We start from the raw sequence: 15577 nt of genomic DNA on the forward strand, positions 1-15577 counted from the left end.
CATCTGCGACGTTGTGGCGCCCGGGACAGGAGGAGAAAAAATGCCCAACGCACAATGGAGTGAACCAATCGAAATCAAGTTCGGTCACGCGGGATCGCAAATCGTCAGAGGTCCGTTCGACGCGCTCATTTGTCTTCAAGACATGTGGCCGCAGCGAACGGGAGCAAAATTCGTCAAGGCAAGTAATGCCTGCAAGGGCGCCGTCGAAGGACGCGTCAGCATGGAAACGGCAAGAGCACATTTTCTCGCCGCTGCGGAAGAGGCAAAGCTGACCAAGCACTGAACCTTTCAAGCGGACGCGCAGGCCGCATCCGCTCTTTCTTAACGGAGGAGGCCGCATGCGCGCCTTGATGATATCGCTCTTATCTCTGGCCATGATGGCGGCTGCCACCGTCCCGGCCATGTCTGCCGACATGATTCAAGGTTATGAGCGGTCGTCTGTCGTCAAGCATCGTTCGAGGCCCGTCATTCGCGCGCACTATGTCGAGCGCCGGCGTCTCGATTGCAGCGATATGATTGTCGAATATCGCTACATACCGCGTACCGAGGTCGTGACCGTATGCCACCGCCCGTGAGGCGGAACCCTTATATTATACCCTCCAAGCCGCTCCCCGAAAAATCCGATCCTCAGATCGGGTAATGTCCGGGCTGCGACGCCACCGTGATCCATCGCAAATCGGTGAATTCGTTGATACCGGCCTTGCCGCCGAAGCGGCCGTAGCCGGAGGCCTTCACTCCGCCGAAGGGCATCTGCGCCTCGTCATGCACGGTCGGGCCGTTGACATGGCAGATGCCGCTTTCGATCCGCCGGGCGACCTCCATCGCACGGGCAGCGTCCCGGCCAAAGACGGCAGCGGACAGGCCATACTCGGTATCGTTGGCGACACGGACCGCCTCATCAAGCCCGCGCACGCGCACCATGCAGGCAACCGGGCCAAAGCTTTCCTCGCTGTAGATCCGCATTGACGGCGTGACATGGTCGAGCACCGTCGCATCCATGAGCGTCCCGGCTCCGCGCCCGCCGGCAAGCAGGCGGGCGCCCTTGGAGACGGCATCCTCGATCAGGCCATTGACCCGATTGACCGCTTCAAGGCCGATCATCGAGCCGAGCGGCGAATTGCTCTGACGCGGATCACCGGCAACGAGCGTCGAGGCCTTGCGGGCGAACTGATCGGCAAAGCTATCGGCCACTGCCTCGTCGACCACGATCCTTTCGGTCGACATGCAGATCTGGCCCTGGTTCATGAAGGCACCGAACGCGGCAGCTTTCACAGCTTCGCCGATATCGGCGTCATCGAGAACGACGAGGGGCGCCTTGCCGCCGAGTTCCAGCAGGACGGGCTTCAGGTGGCGGGCGCAGACCTCGGCGATAATCCGACCGACGCGGGTCGATCCAGTGAAATTGACGCGGCGCACCGCCGGATGGGCGATGATCTTTTCAACGATCGTCGCGGCGTCGGCAGGTGCATTGGTGAGCACATTGACGACACCCTCGCCAAGACCCGCCTCCTGCAATGTCTCACCGATCAGGTGATGCGTCTTTGGGCAAAGCTCCGAGGCCTTGAGGATGACGGTGTTGCCGCAGGCGAGCGGCAGGGCGACAGCGCGCACGCCGAGAATGACGGGGGCATTCCAGGGCGCGATCCCGAGAACGACGCCAGCCGGCTGCCGCACGCCCATAGCCAACAGGCCGGGCTTGTCCGAGGGGATGACCTCGCCCGTGATCTGGGTGCACATGGCGGCGGCTTCGCGCAGCATATTGGCGGCGAGATAAACGTTGAAGCCCGCCCAACCGGCAGTGGCGCCGGTTTCCTCCGCCATGGCGGCGATGAATTCGCCGGTACGGGAATCCATGATATCGGCGGCTTTCGAAAGGCGCTTGCGGCGTTCGGTCGGGGCAAGCGCCGACCAGGCCGGAAAGGCTGCGGCTGCGGCCGCAGCAACTGCATGTGCATCTTCCAGTGTTGCCGCTGCAGCCGTAGTTGCCCGCTGCCCGGTAATCGGGTTCAACCGTTCGAAAGTCGCGCCGTTCGAAGCGGGCATGGCACGGCCGCCCATGAGAAGCATCAGGTCAACCATCTCGTTCCCTTTCAGATATGCGCCCGGTTGCCCTCGCAAAGGGGATCGGCGCGATGATGTCTGCTGGTTTCCGGCAATCGCCGGGACTCATGCGAATCCGGCGTTCACGCCAAGAGATCGACGTTTTTCATTGAAAGTTCCTCGCCTATCGCCTGAATTTCAGGCTCTCCTCAGCATTGAGTAGGAACCAGTCGGCCCGGAAATTGAATGGATTTTTCTGGCAGTTTGTTGCACTTTTCTATGATTTTCCGGCCAAGAATATCGCTGCGCGCCCGGATCTAATGCTGAGGCTCGTCATGGCTGAAAAACTGCTCGATATGCCGGCTCTTTCGGTCACGGCTTCAACGATTGCCGCCGGCCTCGGCAGTCAGACCTGGAGCCTCGGCGCCCGTGACAGCCGCCCCCTCTATCAAGCCTTCTTCGTCTCGCGCGGCCGGGCGACATTGTCCATCGACGGCCAGGAGGAGCTCGAGTTTCCCGCACCCGCCGCGCTCTGGCTGCCGCGACGGGTATTGGGAACATTCGTTCTGGCTGCCGGCAGCGAGGGGGCGATGCTCTCGGCTGCCGAAGACTTTGTCTGGAGGATGGTCGGCGACAGTCCGGCTGCCGTGCAGCTGCATGACATGATCGAGCGTATTGTGGTGGCTCGGAGTGAAAGTCTTGCGCGGCATGCGGATGATATCGGCCGCGCCTTCGACGTGATGACCGACGAGGGGCGTGATCGCCTGCCAGGCGGGGCTGCGGTTGTCGGCGCTTATTTTTCCGTAGTGCTGCTGCGGATATGGCGCGCCTCCGGAGCGTCGACGCCGACGAAGACATCGGGCACGGGGGCCACAACGCTGCAACGCTTCCGGCAGATCGTCGAATTGCGCTATCGCGAGCAGCCGGCGATCGCCGATATCGCCCGCGCCATGGGCATTACCTATGACCATCTTCACCGGGCTTGCATTGCCGGCACCGGGAAAAGCCCGATGGAACTGATCCATGAGAGGCTGATCGCCGAGGCGAAGCTTCGCGTCGGTCAATCGGAACAGTCCGTCGAGCAAATCGGCTTCGGACTCGGCTTTCGCGATCCCGGCTACTTCAACCGCTTCTTCAAGAGTCGCGTCGGCGAACCGCCGGGCGCCTACCGTCGCCGGATAGCTGCTCAATCGGCAAAGGATGTCGCGCCATCCTTTGCCGCCTGGCCGTGAATCATCGGCGACCGGCGGCAGTCACCGTGTCAGAATTGCCGCAAGGTGCGCGTCAGCGCCTGAAGTTGCTTGAAGCCCTCGTAGCGCTTGGCATGAAGATCGGCGACCACATCTTGCGTCGGCTGGTAGGTTACCTCGGCCGCCGAGAGTTTCGTCATCGCCCCACGCATATCCGCAAACAGACCTCCAGCGACGGCGCCGAGGATGGCGGCGCCCAGCAGAACGGGCTCCTCGGCCGTTGTCGCAATAACAGGCTTGCCGCTCGCGTCGGCAAGCATCTGCCGAACGAAATCATGCTGGCCGGCACCGCCGCTGATGACGATGTTGTCGATGGTGACGCCGGCATTGGCCTGCGTGTCGATAATCTGCCTCAGGCCATAGCCGATGCCGCAGAGACCGGCGACATAAAGCGAAACCAGGCTGTCGATATCTCTTTTCATATCAAGGCCGGCGATGACGGCACGGGCATGCGGATCGGCAAAGGGGGCACGATTGCCGAGGAATTCCGGAACGACATGAAGGCCAGCGACAAGCTTGACGGCGTCCGAGGGCCGACCCGCCTTTTGCGCAGCCATATCCGCCAGCAGCACCGGCAGGGGAACACCATTGCGCTTCGACAGCTCCCGCGCCTCGGCGGCAGCCGGATGGAAGGAAAGCAGGTGGTCGATCGCCGCACCTGCCGCGCTCTGGCCGCCTTCGTTCAACCACATGCCCGGCACCATGGCCGAATAATAGGGACCCCAGACGCCGGGCACGAAGGCGGGCTCTGATGTCGAGGTCATGGTGCAGGACGAGGTGCCGAAGACATAGCCGAGATTGGCCTGCGGGCCGTCGCCAATACCAACGGTTCCGATCCCGCCCGCATGGGCATCGATCAGGCCGGCAGCAACCGCTGTTCCCGCAGTAAGGCCAAGTTCCTCAGCTACCGCTGCAGTCAGGCCCTGACCGACCGCCGAACCTGGCTCCACGATCGTCTGGCCGATGCGGGCGAAGCCCTCGTCGGCCAGCGCACCGAGACCGATCTGGTGGAAGTAGGACGCATCCCACCGCTTCTCATGGGCAAGATAGGTCCATTTGCAGGTGACCGTGCAGGTGGAGCGCGACAGATCGCCTGTCGCCCGCCAGGTGAGGAAGTCCGCGAGATCGAAAAACTGCCAGGCGGTATCGAAGATCTGTGGGCGATTTTCCTTGAGCCACAGGACCTTCGGCGTTTCCATCTCAGGCGAGATGCGGCCGCCGACATAACGCAGCACGTCATGGCCGAGCGCGTTGATACGCTCCGCCTGAGGAACGGCGCGGTGGTCCATCCAGACGATGATGTTGCGATCCGGATCTTCGGAGGGACCGACGGGAAGCGGCCTGCCCCCCTCGCCCAGCACGACTAGCGAGCAGGTGGCGTCGAAGCCGAGACCCGCCACGGATGCCGGATCGATGCCGCTCGCGGCAACGACCTCGCGGACAGCAGCACAGACGGCGGCCCAGATCTCCACGCTCGACTGCTCGACGATCGAGCCGGCCTCATGAAAGAGCGTGATATCCCGCTTGGCGGAGGCAAGCATCCGGCCATTGAGGTCGAACAGGCCCGCACGGGCGCTGCCGGTACCGACATCGACGCCGATGACATGTTTGGCACCCGCTCCTGACGTGTGTGAAGTGTCGCTCATGATCTCTCGATTCAAATCGGCAATATCAGGTTTCTAGAGCATTTCCGTTTTCTTCTGATAACGGAAATGCTCTATCTCTTTGTTTTCACGCAATTCCGGAACCGAACCTGTCAACCTCAGAGGTCGACGCTGTTCGGCAGGATCACCAGATCGCGAACCGTCACATTGCGCGGCCGCGACAGCATGAACAGCACGGCATCGGCCACTTCCTTGGGCTGCATCAGGCTGCCATTGGCAAGCGCCTCTTCCATCTTGGCCTTCGGCCAATCGTCGAGCAGGGCTGTGACGACCGGACCCGGCAGCACCGCGCCGACACGCACGCCATGCTGGGCGACCTGGCGGCGGGTGGAGTGCACGAAAGCCTGAACGGCAAATTTCGACGCCGTATAGATCGGCTCCCAGACGACGGGTACGACACCGGCGATCGAACTCGTGAAGAGAATGTCGCCGGACTTCTGCGCGATCATGTGCGGCAGTACCGCATGGACCGAGCGGAAGGCTGCATTGATGTTGAGGTTGAGCATGCGGTCCCAGGCATCCGGATCGCCTTCAGCGACAGGGCCGCCGATATAGGCACCGGCATTGGCGTGGAAGATATCGAGACGGCCGGCCAATTCCAGAATGCGCGGCAGCATGCCGGAGACCTGCGGGCCATCGAGAAGATCGACGACGAGCGGCAGGGCGCCCTCGCCGATCCCCTTGCAGAGCGCCTCGAGCTTGTCCTTGGCCCGATCGATCAGCACGACGGTTGCGCCTTCGGCATGAAGCGTACGGGCGCACTCCAGGCCGATACCCGACGCTGCACCTGTGATGGCGGCAACCTTGCCCTTCATGAGATCAGTCATGCGAATACTCCTTGAAAATGCGTAATCAGGCGCGGCCGTGGCTGACACGGGACCTGCGGGCAAGCGAATCGACGATGACGGCGATCGCGAGAACAGCGCCTGTGATCATGTAGCGGAGCGACGAGCTGAGATTGAGAAGCGTCAGCCCGTTGGAAATCGCCTGGATGACGATGATGCCGAGCAGAGCGGAGTAGGCGCTGCCGCGGCCGCCGAACAGGCTAGTGCCGCCGATGACCGCCGCCGCGATTGCGTTGAGGTTCACGTCCCCCGTGCCGGCCTGCTGGCTGGAGGAGGCAAGCCGCGAAGCCGACAGAATGCCGCCGATCGTGGCAAGCGTCGAGCAGAGCACGAAGGCACTGAGGTAGATACGGCGCACATTGATACCGGCGCGGCGTGCCGCCTCACGATTGCCGCCGACGGCAAACATCGAACGTCCCCATTTGGTGCGGGTCAGCGCATAATTCAGGACGACGGCGATGGCGACGAAGAGACCGAACATCCACGGCACGCCACGGCCGAGATTGAGGTAATAGACGGCAAATTCGAGAGCGGCCGTCAGCACGATCGCCTTGATCGCCAGCGCGCCGATCGGCGGCGAGGAGAGGTTGGAGGCCTGACGCTGGCGACGCTTGCGCATTTCGTTGACGACAAGGGTGACACCCGGCAGCAGGGCCAGCAGATAGGAGAGCCAGTCGGGCATCACGAGGATCTGGCCGAAGCGGACGAGCGGCGAGGCATAGGGCAGATTGATGCTGCCTGTCGGCCCGAGGATATAAAGCTGCATGCCGAGAAGCGCGAGCAGGCCGGCAAGTGTGGCGACGAAACTTGGCATGCCGAGCCTGTTATAGAGCACCGCATAGAGCGAGCCGACGACGATGCCGGCGGCAATCGCAACCAGGATCGCGAGCGGAATCGGCCAGCCCATATTGACCCAGAGCACGCCGAGGATAGCGGAGGAAAGCCCGCTCATCGAGCCGACGGAGAGGTCGATTTCGCCGAGCATCAGCACGCAGACGATGCCGAGCGAGATGACCCCGACGGTGGCGCAGTCGAACAGCAGGTTGACGAGATTGTTCGGCGCGAGAAATACCGGATTGAGCAGCGAAAAGACCGTCGAAATGACGATCAGGCCGACGAAAACTGGCAGCATGCCGAGATCACCCGACCGCACGCGGTCGAAGAAGGCCTTGGTCATGCCCGTAATGTTGTCATCGTGGCGTACGCGCTCATCACTGCGGTCGAGAGCGGCCGGCTGGCGGATAGTCTCTGACATCTTCTGGCTCATGCGGGCCTCCCGCTAGTTTCGTGGGCAGCGCCCGTCTTGCGCTCGATCCGCCGGGAGACGGCGTTTTCGGTTGCGCCGGTAATGGCGGCGACGAGTTCCTGGTTGGATGAATCGGGCGTGAAGACGCCGTTGTTGCGCCCGAGGCGCAGCACGACGATGCGGTCGGCAACGGCGCGCACGTCTTCCATATTGTGGCTGATGATGATGACGCCGAGACCGCGCTCGCGCACCCGCTCGATGAGGTTCAGCACTTCGGCGGTCTGGGCAACGCCGAGAGCTGCGGTCGGTTCGTCGAGCATGATGATCTTCGGATCGAGCAGCAGCGAGCGCGCAATGGCGACCGTCTGGCGCTGGCCGCCCGAAAGGGAGGCGATCGGCTCGCGCACGGAGGGAATGCGGGCAGCAAGTTCTCTGAGCAGAGTCCAGGCGCGCACTTCCATGGCGACCTCGTCGAGGCCCCAAGGGGAGATTTCATGGCCGAGGAAGAGGTTGGCGACGACATCGAGATTTTCGCAGAGCGCGAGATCCTGAAAGACGGTGGCGATGCCGAGCTCCAACGCTCTGCCCGGACTATCCAGCGTGACGTTCTGACCGCAGAATTCGATCGTTCCAGACGAGGGTTGATGCACGCCGGCCAGAACCTTGATCAATGTCGACTTGCCGGCACCATTGTCGCCGACCAACGCCACGACCTCACCGGCCTTCACGTCCAGCTCGATATCGGTCAGCGCCGACACCGCGCCAAAATTCTTGGAAATATTGCTCAACCGGAGGATCGTCTGACCCTTCTCCGGCATATCCTTCACATCCCTGCTCATGGGGCAGTCCTTCTTGCCATAGGGGCATCCGGCCGCAACAGGCGCGGCCGGAGCTCACTCAAGCGCGTTTAGTTTGTGATGCCAAGCTTCTTGCAGCCTTCGGCATATTCGCCGGTGCAGATCTGCTCGGGCGTCTGGATCTTCTTGTCGAAGATTTCGGCCTTGATGTTCTCGGCGGTCACGACGGCGGGGATGAAGAGCTGCGACGGCGTATTGTAGAGCGTCGTCTTGGCTTCCGGCTTTTCGCCCTTGATCATCTGCACAGCAATATTGGCAGCCGCAGCAGCAACGATTTCGGATGGTTTCGAAATCGTGTTGTACTGGTCGCCGGAGATAATGAGCTGAAGGGCCGCGATCGTCGCATCATTGCCGGTAACCGGCGGAACCGGCTTTACGCCAGCGGCCTTGAAGGCGGCAATCGCACCACCGGCCGTGCCATCATTGGCAGCAACGACACCCTTGATGTCGGCGCCAAAACGGGTGATTTGACCGGCAGCCCATTCCTGTGCCTTCGGCGGTGCCCATTCCGGCGTATCGTACTCGGCGAGCGTCTTATAGGCGGATTCCTTGAGGCCGCGATGAATACCGTCGCGGATCAGGCCGGCGGCCGCATCGGTCGGCGAGCCGTTGATTTCGAGCACACCTGCGCCATCGGCAACACCGGCAGCCTTCAAGTGCTCGACGAGCGACTTGGCAATCGCGTAGCCGATGCCTTCATTGTCGAAGGAAACGTAGTAATCAGCCGGCTTGTCCGGGATCGGTCGGTCGTAGGCGATGACCTTCACGTCCTGCGACTGGGCGATCTCGACGAGACCGGCGGCAGCGGCCGAATCGACGGGGTCGAGAACGACGACCTTGGCGCCTTGAGCGATCACCGAGTTGAACTGCTGCTGCTGAAGAGAGGCATCAGCGTTGGCGTTCTGATAGATCACGGTGCACTTCGGGCACAGCTTTTCCATCTCGGCCTTGAAGCCGGGGAAATCGTGCTGCTCATAGCGGGTGGATGCCTGGTCGGGCATCAGGAAAGCGACGGTCGCAGCTTCCTGAGCCGAGGCGGCACCGGCAAGACCCATGAAAACGGTCGCCGACGCCATAAGCAAATTGCGATAATTCATTTTCTCCTCCTTGGTGTGATTAAAAGACAGGCCCAGGCATTGCTGGAAGTCACTACGGTTCGCCCGCTTGCCGCCGCCTTCGCCGCCATGAAAACGACGAGCAAAGCGCCCCTGCAAAAGCACAACCTTTCCGCAGCTTCTTAGAAATACCTCCCTGTGCCGACTTTTCCGGTCGGCTTGTATCATCGATTGTGCAAGCTTGCTCAATCGATGAAGCAAGAATTGCCACTTCCGTCGATTGATGTCAAGTTACCGTCAAACGGAGAAGACATTTTGAATCAGGTGAGGCAGACGAAGAGGACGACGATCTATGATCTGGCGGAGCTTGCCGGCACATCGGCGAGCGCCGTCAGCGCAGTGCTCAACGGCAACTGGAAGAAGCGCCGGATCAGTGCCCAGCTTGCCGAAAAGATCATGCGGATCGCCGAGGAACAGGGTTATGCGCTGAACATGCAGGCGAGCCTTCTTAGGCGCGAAAAGTCCCACATTATCGGCATGATCGTGCCGAAATACGACAACCGCTATTTCGGCTCGATCGTCGAAACCTTCGAAGACATGGCGCGTGCGCGCGGCCTCTTCCCGATCATCACCTGCACGCGGCGTGACCCCCAACTGGAGGTCGAGGCGGCGCGCACTATGCTCTCCTATCAGGTCGAATGCCTGATCGCGACGGGCGCGACCGATCCCGACCGGATCACTGAAATGTGTGCGGCGGCCGGCGTGCGCAGCCTTAATCTCGACCTGCCCGGCGCCCTTGCCCCGTCGGTCATATCGGACAATTTTGCCGGCGCGCGGGAGCTGACGCGCCGTATTCTGAAAAACAGCGAGCTGAGGCTCGGGAAGATGGAGCCGTTGCTCTTCATTGGTGGGCGCGGCAGCGACCACAACACGGCCGAACGTATAAGAGGCTTTCGCGAGGCGCATGCGGATCTCGGTGTCGCCGTTCACGAGGAGAATATCCTTGCCTGCGGTTACGCGCCGGAAAAAGCCGAAAAGGCGCTGGACGAGCGTGCGCTTGGCGGCGATGCCCTGCCGAAAGGCATGTTCGTCAACTCGACGATCTCCCTTGAAGGTGTCATGCGCTGGATCCGCCGCTCCGGCCACCTCGACGACCGCAGCCTGGTCCTCGGCTGCTTCGACTGGGATCCTTTCGTCACCCTGCTCGGCAACGGCATCGAGATGGTGCGCCAGGATGTACCGGGCATGCTGACGAAAGTGTTCGAGCTCATCGAATCCGGGGCGAACAAACCTGTCGTCATCCAGGTGCCGCCGCTCATTCCGGAAGCGCAGGAGGCTTAAACGCTCCGCGCTGGCCCAGTCGCTTTGTCGATTCTTCGTTCTGTCGACCGGATCACCCGGACCGTGATCATCCACCGTTTGATCGTAAGCGTCGACTTTCGCAATACCCTTGTTTTAGAGATGTTGACGCCAGGAAAATCGCCTTCTATGGGAAACCGTCGACCCATTGCGGCGGCAACAACAGGCGTTCGGTCATACGAGGTGACCGGACGCTTTTTCATTTGAAAATCAAGCTATTTCACTGCTTCCGGGGTGAAGCGCGCATAGAGCGCGTGTCGATTTCCGGGATAGACGAAGCGAACATGCGTCACCGGCCCGGATTTGTTCCAGGTGCGTCGTTCGACGACGAGGCAGGCCGTTGCCTCGGGGATGGAAAGCATGGCGCCTTCGTCTTCATCAATACCAATGGCGAAGATCTTATGCTCGGCGGCACTCCAGGGAACCTGGCTCAGAAGCCACGGGCCGGGCGCCGTATGCTCGAACTCCTCATCCGCTGCTTCCGGCACGGTTTGAAGGTTGATCAACCTCTTTTCCAGGCAAAATGGCTTCGATCCGGCGTAATGCGTACAGATGACTTCGATGAGGCTGGAATTTTGCTGCAGGTCCAGCATCTGGCGGTCCTGCGCCTGTGCTTTTCTGCGAACGCGCTTTGCGACCTTGTAGGAATAGGCGAGATTGAGGGACTGGACCTCTGCCTTGATATCATGGATCTCAAGCACTGCAGCCTGGGCCTGCGGTTGCATGACGAAACTGCCGGATTTCTTGCGGCGCTCGATGAGACCCGCCTTCACCAGTTGGGTCAAGGCCTTGTTCACTGTCATACGGGAACAGTCGTATTGCTTCGTCAGTTCCACTTCGAACGGAATGCGGTAGCCTGGCGGCCATTCGCCCGAGACGATACGGCCCTCGATATCGCTAAGTATACGCTGGTGTAAGGTCGTTTCCTTGGATTCATTCATCGTCGCGCTCCGGCTCTTCTCCCGCTGTACCGCCTGGGAAGCACCGAGGAAAGATCGTCATGCCGCCAACAGCTCGTTCATTGCGGCGATGAAGCGCCGATCGATCAGGTCGCGTCGCAGATGGCGACCGTTTTCGACCTGCTTTCGGCCGAGCGCCCAGACGCTGTCGACCGCCACACCACCGGCAAAGATCCAGTGATCGAGCAGCCGATCCTCGGAAAGGTAGGAAACGGCGCTGCTATCGAGCGATACGATGTCGGCATAGTTGCCGGCGACAAGGCCTGATGGTGCCTTCAGCGCCGCACCGCCGCCTGCAAGCGCCTGCTCGAAGAGGGCCTGGCTGGTGGAGCCACCCGTCGATGCAATGACATTGCGCGCACGCAGCGCCAGGCGCTCGGAATATTCGAGCTGGCGAAGCTCCTCAGCAACGGAAATCAGAATATTGGAATCCGAGCCAATGCCGAAGCGCCCGCCTTCCGACAGGAACAGGGGCGCGGAAAAAGTGCCATCGCCGAGATTGGCTTCAGTAATCGGGCAGAGGCCGGCAATGGCGCCGCTCTTGGCCATCCGGCGCGTTTCGTCGTCGGTCATATGGGTTGCGTGGATCAGGCACCAGCGTTGATCGACCGGCGCGTGGTCGAGCAGCCATTGGACAGGCCTTGCGCCGGACCAGGCAAGGCAATCCTCGACCTCCTTGACCTGTTCGGCGACATGAATGTGGATCGGACCATCGCCGGCAAGCCGGATGGCAACAGACAGCTCGTCCGGCGTGACGGCGCGCAGACTGTGCGGCGCAACGCCGATCTCTGCACCATGAAGCCGGCCCGTGACCTGCCGGCAGCCATCCATCAGCCGCGCGAAACTTTCGGTGGAATTGATAAAGCGGCGCTGTCCCTCGATGGGATCTGCCCCGCCGAAGCCGGAATGGGCGTAGAGCACCGGCAGCAGCGTCAATCCAATGCCGGTTTCAACACTTGCCGCACCGATGCGTTCCGCCATTTCGGCGATATTGGCGTAAGGGCTGCCGTCCTTGTCGTGATGCAGATAGTGGAACTCGCCGACGCGGCAGAAACCGGCTTCCAGCATTTCCATGTAGAGCTTGGCGGCCACCGCCTCGACATGGTCGGGCGTCATCGACAGTGCGAACTTGTACATGACTGTGCGCCAGCTCCAGAAGCTGTCATTGGCCGGACCGCGGACTTCGGCAAGCCCCGCCATCGCCCGCTGAAAGGCATGGCTGTGGAGGTTCGGCATTGCCGGCAGGAGAAGAGCATGGCGCTCGTCTCCGCTATCAGGCGCGACATCCGTCTCAATTGCGGCAATCTGGCCGTCTGCGAGCGTCAGGCGCACATTCTTGCGCCAGCCCTCGGCCAGCAAAGCCGTCGCTGCATGAAGTCTTGTCATGATCGCTCTCCCGTTTCATGAGTGACCCGTCCGCTTGTCTTTATGCGAAAGGCCATAAATTTCTACTTGTCACCCTTTCGATTATGTATATACATATTCAACCATAAAGAAAGGCGTAAAGCTGATGAGTGGGAACAAATTTTCCGGATTGGGCCGTAATTCCAGCGCCCGCTCGCTTTGGCGCAATGCGCGCCTGGCGAGCCTGCGGGAGGACCTGCCTGGCCTCGGCATTATCGAAAAAGGCGCCATCGTTTACGAAGGCGGGCGCATCCTTTTTGCCGGGCCGGAAGGCGAGTTGCCGTCCTGGCTGATCGAGACGGCCGAGATTACCGATCTCGAAGGTCGCTGGGTCACGCCCGGCCTCGTCGATTGCCACACGCATATCGTCTATGGCGGCAACCGCGCCCGGGAATTCGAGATGCGGCTCGAAGGCGCGACCTATGAAGAAATTGCGCGTGCCGGCGGCGGCATCGTCTCCTCCGTGAAGGCGACCAACGCATTGTCCGTCGAAGGGCTCGTCGAGGCAGCGCTGCCGCGACTCGACACGCTGATCTCGGAAGGTTTGACCACCATCGAGATCAAGTCCGGCTACGGGCTCAATATCGAGGCGGAACTGAAGATGCTGCGCGCCGCCCGCGCACTTGAGGACATCCGTCCGGTGCGGGTCGTTACCTCCTATCTCGGCGCCCATGCGACGCCCGTCGAATACAAGGGACGGAATCAGGATTACATTTCCGATGTCGTCCTGCCGGGCCTGGAGCGGGCACGTGCAGAGGGCCTCGTCGATGCCGTCGACGGTTTCTGCGAAGGCATCGCTTTCTCGGTCGATGATATCGCACGGGTCTTCGACAAGGCTCGTTCGCTTGGGATTCCTGTCAAGCTTCATGCCGAGCAGCTCTCCAATCTCGGCGGCGCGAAACTCGCAGCCTCCTACGGCGCTCTCTCGGCCGATCATCTGGAATATCTGGATGAGGATGGCGCGCGGGCAATGGCGGCAGCCGGTACGGTTGCCGTTCTGCTCCCAGGCGCCTTCTACGCGATCAACGAAAAGCAGAAGCCGCCTGTCGAGGCTCTGCGGCAGGCGGGCGTCCATATCGCTGTTGCCACTGACTGCAATCCCGGCACCTCGCCGCTCACCTCGCTGCTGCTTACCATGAACATGTCGGCGACGCTGTTCAGGCTGACGGTGGAAGAGTGCATTGCCGGCGCAACCCGCGAAGGCGCCCGCGCCCTCGGCCTACTTAGCGAGACCGGCACGATCGAGGCCGGCAAGTCGGCTGATCTGGCGATCTGGGACATCGAAAGCCCCGCCGAGCTGGTCTACCGCATCGGCTTCAACCCGCTTCACGCACATATTTTCAAGGGCCAGAGGATCGACCGATGACCATTACCCTCCATCCAGGTTCCGTTTCGCTTCAGGATCTCGCAACCATTTACTGGACGGGCGTTCCGGCCAGGCTCGATCCGTCCTTCGACGCCGGCATCGTCAAGGCGGCCAACCGCATCGCCGAGATCGCCGCCGGCAATGCGCCGGTCTACGGCATCAATACCGGCTTCGGCAAACTTGCCTCGATCAAGATCGACAGCGCTGATGTGGCCACGCTGCAGCGCAATCTCATCCTCTCTCATTGCTGCGGCGTCGGCGATCCCCTGCCGGAAAATGTCGTGCGTCTCATCATGGCGCTGAAGCTCGTTTCGCTCGGCCGCGGCGCTTCCGGCGTGCGGCTGGAACTGGTGCGGTTGATCGAGGCGATGATGGCGCGCGGCGTCATCCCGCTCATCCCGGAAAAGGGCTCTGTCGGCGCCTCCGGCGATCTTGCACCGCTTGCCCATATGACAGCCGTGATGATGGGCCATGGCGAAGCCTTCTTCAGCGGTGAACGGCTGCATGGCGCAACGGCGCTTGTCAAAGCCGGGCTGCAACCAGTCGTGCTCGCCGCCAAGGAAGGGCTGGCGCTCATCAACGGCACGCAGACCTCGACGGCTCTGGCGCTCGCCGGCCTGTTCCGCGCCCACCGGGCGGCGCAATCGGCGCTGATTACCGGCGCCATGTCCACCGATGCGGCCATGGGTTCGTCGGCGCCGTTCCATCCCGACATCCATACCCTGCGCGGCCATCGCGGCCAGATCGATACGGCAGCCGCGCTGCGCGCCCTGCTTGATAGCTCGCCGATCCGCCAGAGCCATATCGAGGGTGACGAGCGCGTTCAGGACCCCTATTGCATCCGCTGCCAGCCGCAGGTCGACGGCGCCTGCCTCGACCTGTTGCGCTCGGTTGCCCGCACGCTGGAGATCGAAGCCAATGCCGTGACCGATAATCCGCTGGTCCTGTCGGACAATTCCGTCGTGTCAGGCGGCAATTTCCACGCCGAGCCCGTTGCCTTCGCGGCCGACCAGATCGCGCTTGCGATCTGCGAGATCGGCGCGATCGCCCAGCGCCGTATTGCGCTGCTCGTCGATCCCGCCCTCTCCTACGGCCTGCCGGCCTTTCTTGCGAAGAAGCCGGGCCTGAATTCCGGTCTGATGATCGCAGAGGTCACGTCTGCCGCGCTGATGAGCGAGAACAAGCAGATGTCGCATCCGGCCTCCGTCGACTCGACCCCGACATCGGCCAATCAGGAAGACCACGTCTCCATGGCCTGCCATGGCGCGCGCCGGCTTTTGCCGATGACCGAAAACCTCTTTGCGATCATCGGGATCGAGGCGCTGAGCGCCGCGCAAGGGGTAGAGCTTCGCGCACCACTTGCAACCAGCCCCGAGCTCAAGAAGGCGATTTCCGCCATCCGTGTTGCCGTGCCGTCGCTGGAGGAGGATCGCTATATGGCGAACGACCTGAAGGCGGCTGCCACGCTCATTGCCAGCGGTAGCCTCAACGCATCCGTTTCAAGCGGCATCCTACCCGCTCTGGAGGTCTGA

Annotated in this window: 14 protein-coding genes; 6 read left to right on the forward strand and 8 right to left on the reverse strand. The window is 61.7% G+C overall.

The window, feature by feature from the left end; genetic code table 11:
- Nucleotides 1-40: 40 nt before the first annotated feature.
- Nucleotides 41-283, forward strand: coding sequence for a DUF982 domain-containing protein (locus tag FHT87_RS05000; protein WP_183725967.1), 243 nt, complete (start codon nt 41-43; stop codon nt 281-283).
- Nucleotides 284-338: 55 nt separating this feature from the next.
- On the forward strand, nt 339-575 hold the full coding sequence (locus FHT87_RS05005; protein ID WP_183799981.1) for a hypothetical protein: 237 nt from the start codon (nt 339-341) through the stop codon (nt 573-575).
- Nucleotides 576-627: 52 nt separating this feature from the next.
- On the opposite strand, the gene FHT87_RS05010 is transcribed toward FHT87_RS05005, so the two are convergent.
- The gene (locus FHT87_RS05010; protein ID WP_183799984.1) at nt 628-2079 is read right to left on the reverse strand and encodes an aldehyde dehydrogenase; all 1452 of its coding nucleotides are present in this window, start codon (nt 2077-2079) and stop codon (nt 628-630) included.
- A 296-nt stretch (nt 2080-2375) separates the two neighbouring features.
- Between FHT87_RS05010 and FHT87_RS05015 the strand changes: the two genes are divergently transcribed.
- Nucleotides 2376-3272 (forward strand): AraC family transcriptional regulator, encoded by an 897-nt coding sequence (locus FHT87_RS05015; protein ID WP_183799987.1) that lies wholly within the window; start codon nt 2376-2378, stop codon nt 3270-3272.
- A gap of 29 nt (nt 3273-3301) precedes the next feature.
- Here FHT87_RS05015 and FHT87_RS05020 read toward each other — a convergent pair whose 3' ends face one another.
- The 5 genes from FHT87_RS05020 to FHT87_RS05040 all read right to left on the reverse strand — a co-directional run bounded on the left by FHT87_RS05020 (nt 3302) and on the right by FHT87_RS05040 (nt 8999).
- Complete coding sequence (locus tag FHT87_RS05020; RefSeq protein ID WP_183799990.1) at nt 3302-4936, reverse strand: FGGY-family carbohydrate kinase; 1635 nt, start codon at nt 4934-4936, stop codon at nt 3302-3304.
- 116 nt (nt 4937-5052) lie between these two features.
- Nucleotides 5053-5781 (reverse strand): SDR family oxidoreductase, encoded by a 729-nt coding sequence (locus tag FHT87_RS05025; RefSeq protein ID WP_183725977.1) that lies wholly within the window; start codon nt 5779-5781, stop codon nt 5053-5055.
- Nucleotides 5782-5806: 25 nt separating this feature from the next.
- Nucleotides 5807-7066, reverse strand: coding sequence for a sugar ABC transporter permease (locus FHT87_RS05030; protein WP_183725979.1), 1260 nt, complete (start codon nt 7064-7066; stop codon nt 5807-5809).
- Nucleotides 7063-7884 (reverse strand): ATP-binding cassette domain-containing protein, encoded by an 822-nt coding sequence (locus FHT87_RS05035; protein ID WP_210276645.1) that lies wholly within the window; start codon nt 7882-7884, stop codon nt 7063-7065. The genes FHT87_RS05030 and FHT87_RS05035 overlap by 4 nt, the downstream gene beginning before the upstream one ends.
- A gap of 68 nt (nt 7885-7952) precedes the next feature.
- Nucleotides 7953-8999: a sugar ABC transporter substrate-binding protein gene (locus tag FHT87_RS05040; protein WP_183725981.1), complete on the reverse strand. Its 1047-nt coding sequence runs from the start codon at nt 8997-8999 to the stop codon at nt 7953-7955.
- A gap of 273 nt (nt 9000-9272) precedes the next feature.
- Between FHT87_RS05040 and FHT87_RS05045 the strand changes: the two genes are divergently transcribed.
- Nucleotides 9273-10298, forward strand: a complete 1026-nt coding sequence (locus tag FHT87_RS05045) for a LacI family DNA-binding transcriptional regulator (protein WP_183799993.1) — start codon at nt 9273-9275, stop codon at nt 10296-10298.
- A 233-nt stretch (nt 10299-10531) separates the two neighbouring features.
- On the opposite strand, the gene hutC is transcribed toward FHT87_RS05045, so the two are convergent.
- Both hutC and FHT87_RS05055 read right to left on the reverse strand, forming a co-directional pair.
- Nucleotides 10532-11257: a histidine utilization repressor gene (gene hutC, locus FHT87_RS05050; protein WP_183799996.1), complete on the reverse strand. Its 726-nt coding sequence runs from the start codon at nt 11255-11257 to the stop codon at nt 10532-10534.
- A 57-nt stretch (nt 11258-11314) separates the two neighbouring features.
- The gene (locus FHT87_RS05055; protein ID WP_183799999.1) at nt 11315-12661 is read right to left on the reverse strand and encodes a formimidoylglutamate deiminase; all 1347 of its coding nucleotides are present in this window, start codon (nt 12659-12661) and stop codon (nt 11315-11317) included.
- A gap of 124 nt (nt 12662-12785) precedes the next feature.
- On the opposite strand from FHT87_RS05055, the gene hutI reads away from it, so the two are divergent.
- A complete protein-coding gene (hutI, locus tag FHT87_RS05060; RefSeq protein ID WP_183725988.1) occupies nt 12786-14045 on the forward strand; it encodes an imidazolonepropionase in 1260 nt (419 codons plus the stop codon).
- The gene (hutH, locus tag FHT87_RS05065) at nt 14042-15577 is read left to right on the forward strand and encodes a histidine ammonia-lyase (RefSeq protein ID WP_183800002.1); all 1536 of its coding nucleotides are present in this window, start codon (nt 14042-14044) and stop codon (nt 15575-15577) included. The genes hutI and hutH overlap by 4 nt, the downstream gene beginning before the upstream one ends.

This window comes from Rhizobium sp. BK316 (assembly GCF_014193695.1).
GTDB lineage: Bacteria > Pseudomonadota > Alphaproteobacteria > Rhizobiales > Rhizobiaceae > Rhizobium.

Bases quoted from the DNA above. Each gene is read 5' to 3' on its own strand.
- FHT87_RS05000 (WP_183725967.1), top strand. From the start codon at position 41: ATGCCCAACGCACAATGGAGTGAACCAATCGAAATCAAGTTCGGTCAC.
- FHT87_RS05005 (WP_183799981.1), top strand. From the start codon at position 339: ATGCGCGCCTTGATGATATCGCTCTTATCTCTGGCCATGATGGCGGCT.
- FHT87_RS05010 (WP_183799984.1), bottom strand. From the start codon at position 2,079: ATGGTTGACCTGATGCTTCTCATGGGCGGCCGTGCCATGCCCGCTTCG.
- FHT87_RS05015 (WP_183799987.1), top strand. From the start codon at position 2,376: ATGGCTGAAAAACTGCTCGATATGCCGGCTCTTTCGGTCACGGCTTCA.
- FHT87_RS05020 (WP_183799990.1), bottom strand. From the start codon at position 4,936: ATGAGCGACACTTCACACACGTCAGGAGCGGGTGCCAAACATGTCATC.
- FHT87_RS05025 (WP_183725977.1), bottom strand. From the start codon at position 5,781: ATGACTGATCTCATGAAGGGCAAGGTTGCCGCCATCACAGGTGCAGCG.
- FHT87_RS05030 (WP_183725979.1), bottom strand. From the start codon at position 7,066: ATGAGCCAGAAGATGTCAGAGACTATCCGCCAGCCGGCCGCTCTCGAC.
- FHT87_RS05035 (WP_210276645.1), bottom strand. From the start codon at position 7,884: ATGAGCAGGGATGTGAAGGATATGCCGGAGAAGGGTCAGACGATCCTC.
- FHT87_RS05040 (WP_183725981.1), bottom strand. From the start codon at position 8,999: ATGAATTATCGCAATTTGCTTATGGCGTCGGCGACCGTTTTCATGGGT.
- hutC (WP_183799996.1), bottom strand. From the start codon at position 11,257: ATGAATGAATCCAAGGAAACGACCTTACACCAGCGTATACTTAGCGAT.
- FHT87_RS05055 (WP_183799999.1), bottom strand. From the start codon at position 12,661: ATGACAAGACTTCATGCAGCGACGGCTTTGCTGGCCGAGGGCTGGCGC.
- hutI (WP_183725988.1), top strand. From the start codon at position 12,786: ATGAGTGGGAACAAATTTTCCGGATTGGGCCGTAATTCCAGCGCCCGC.
- hutH (WP_183800002.1), top strand. From the start codon at position 14,042: ATGACCATTACCCTCCATCCAGGTTCCGTTTCGCTTCAGGATCTCGCA.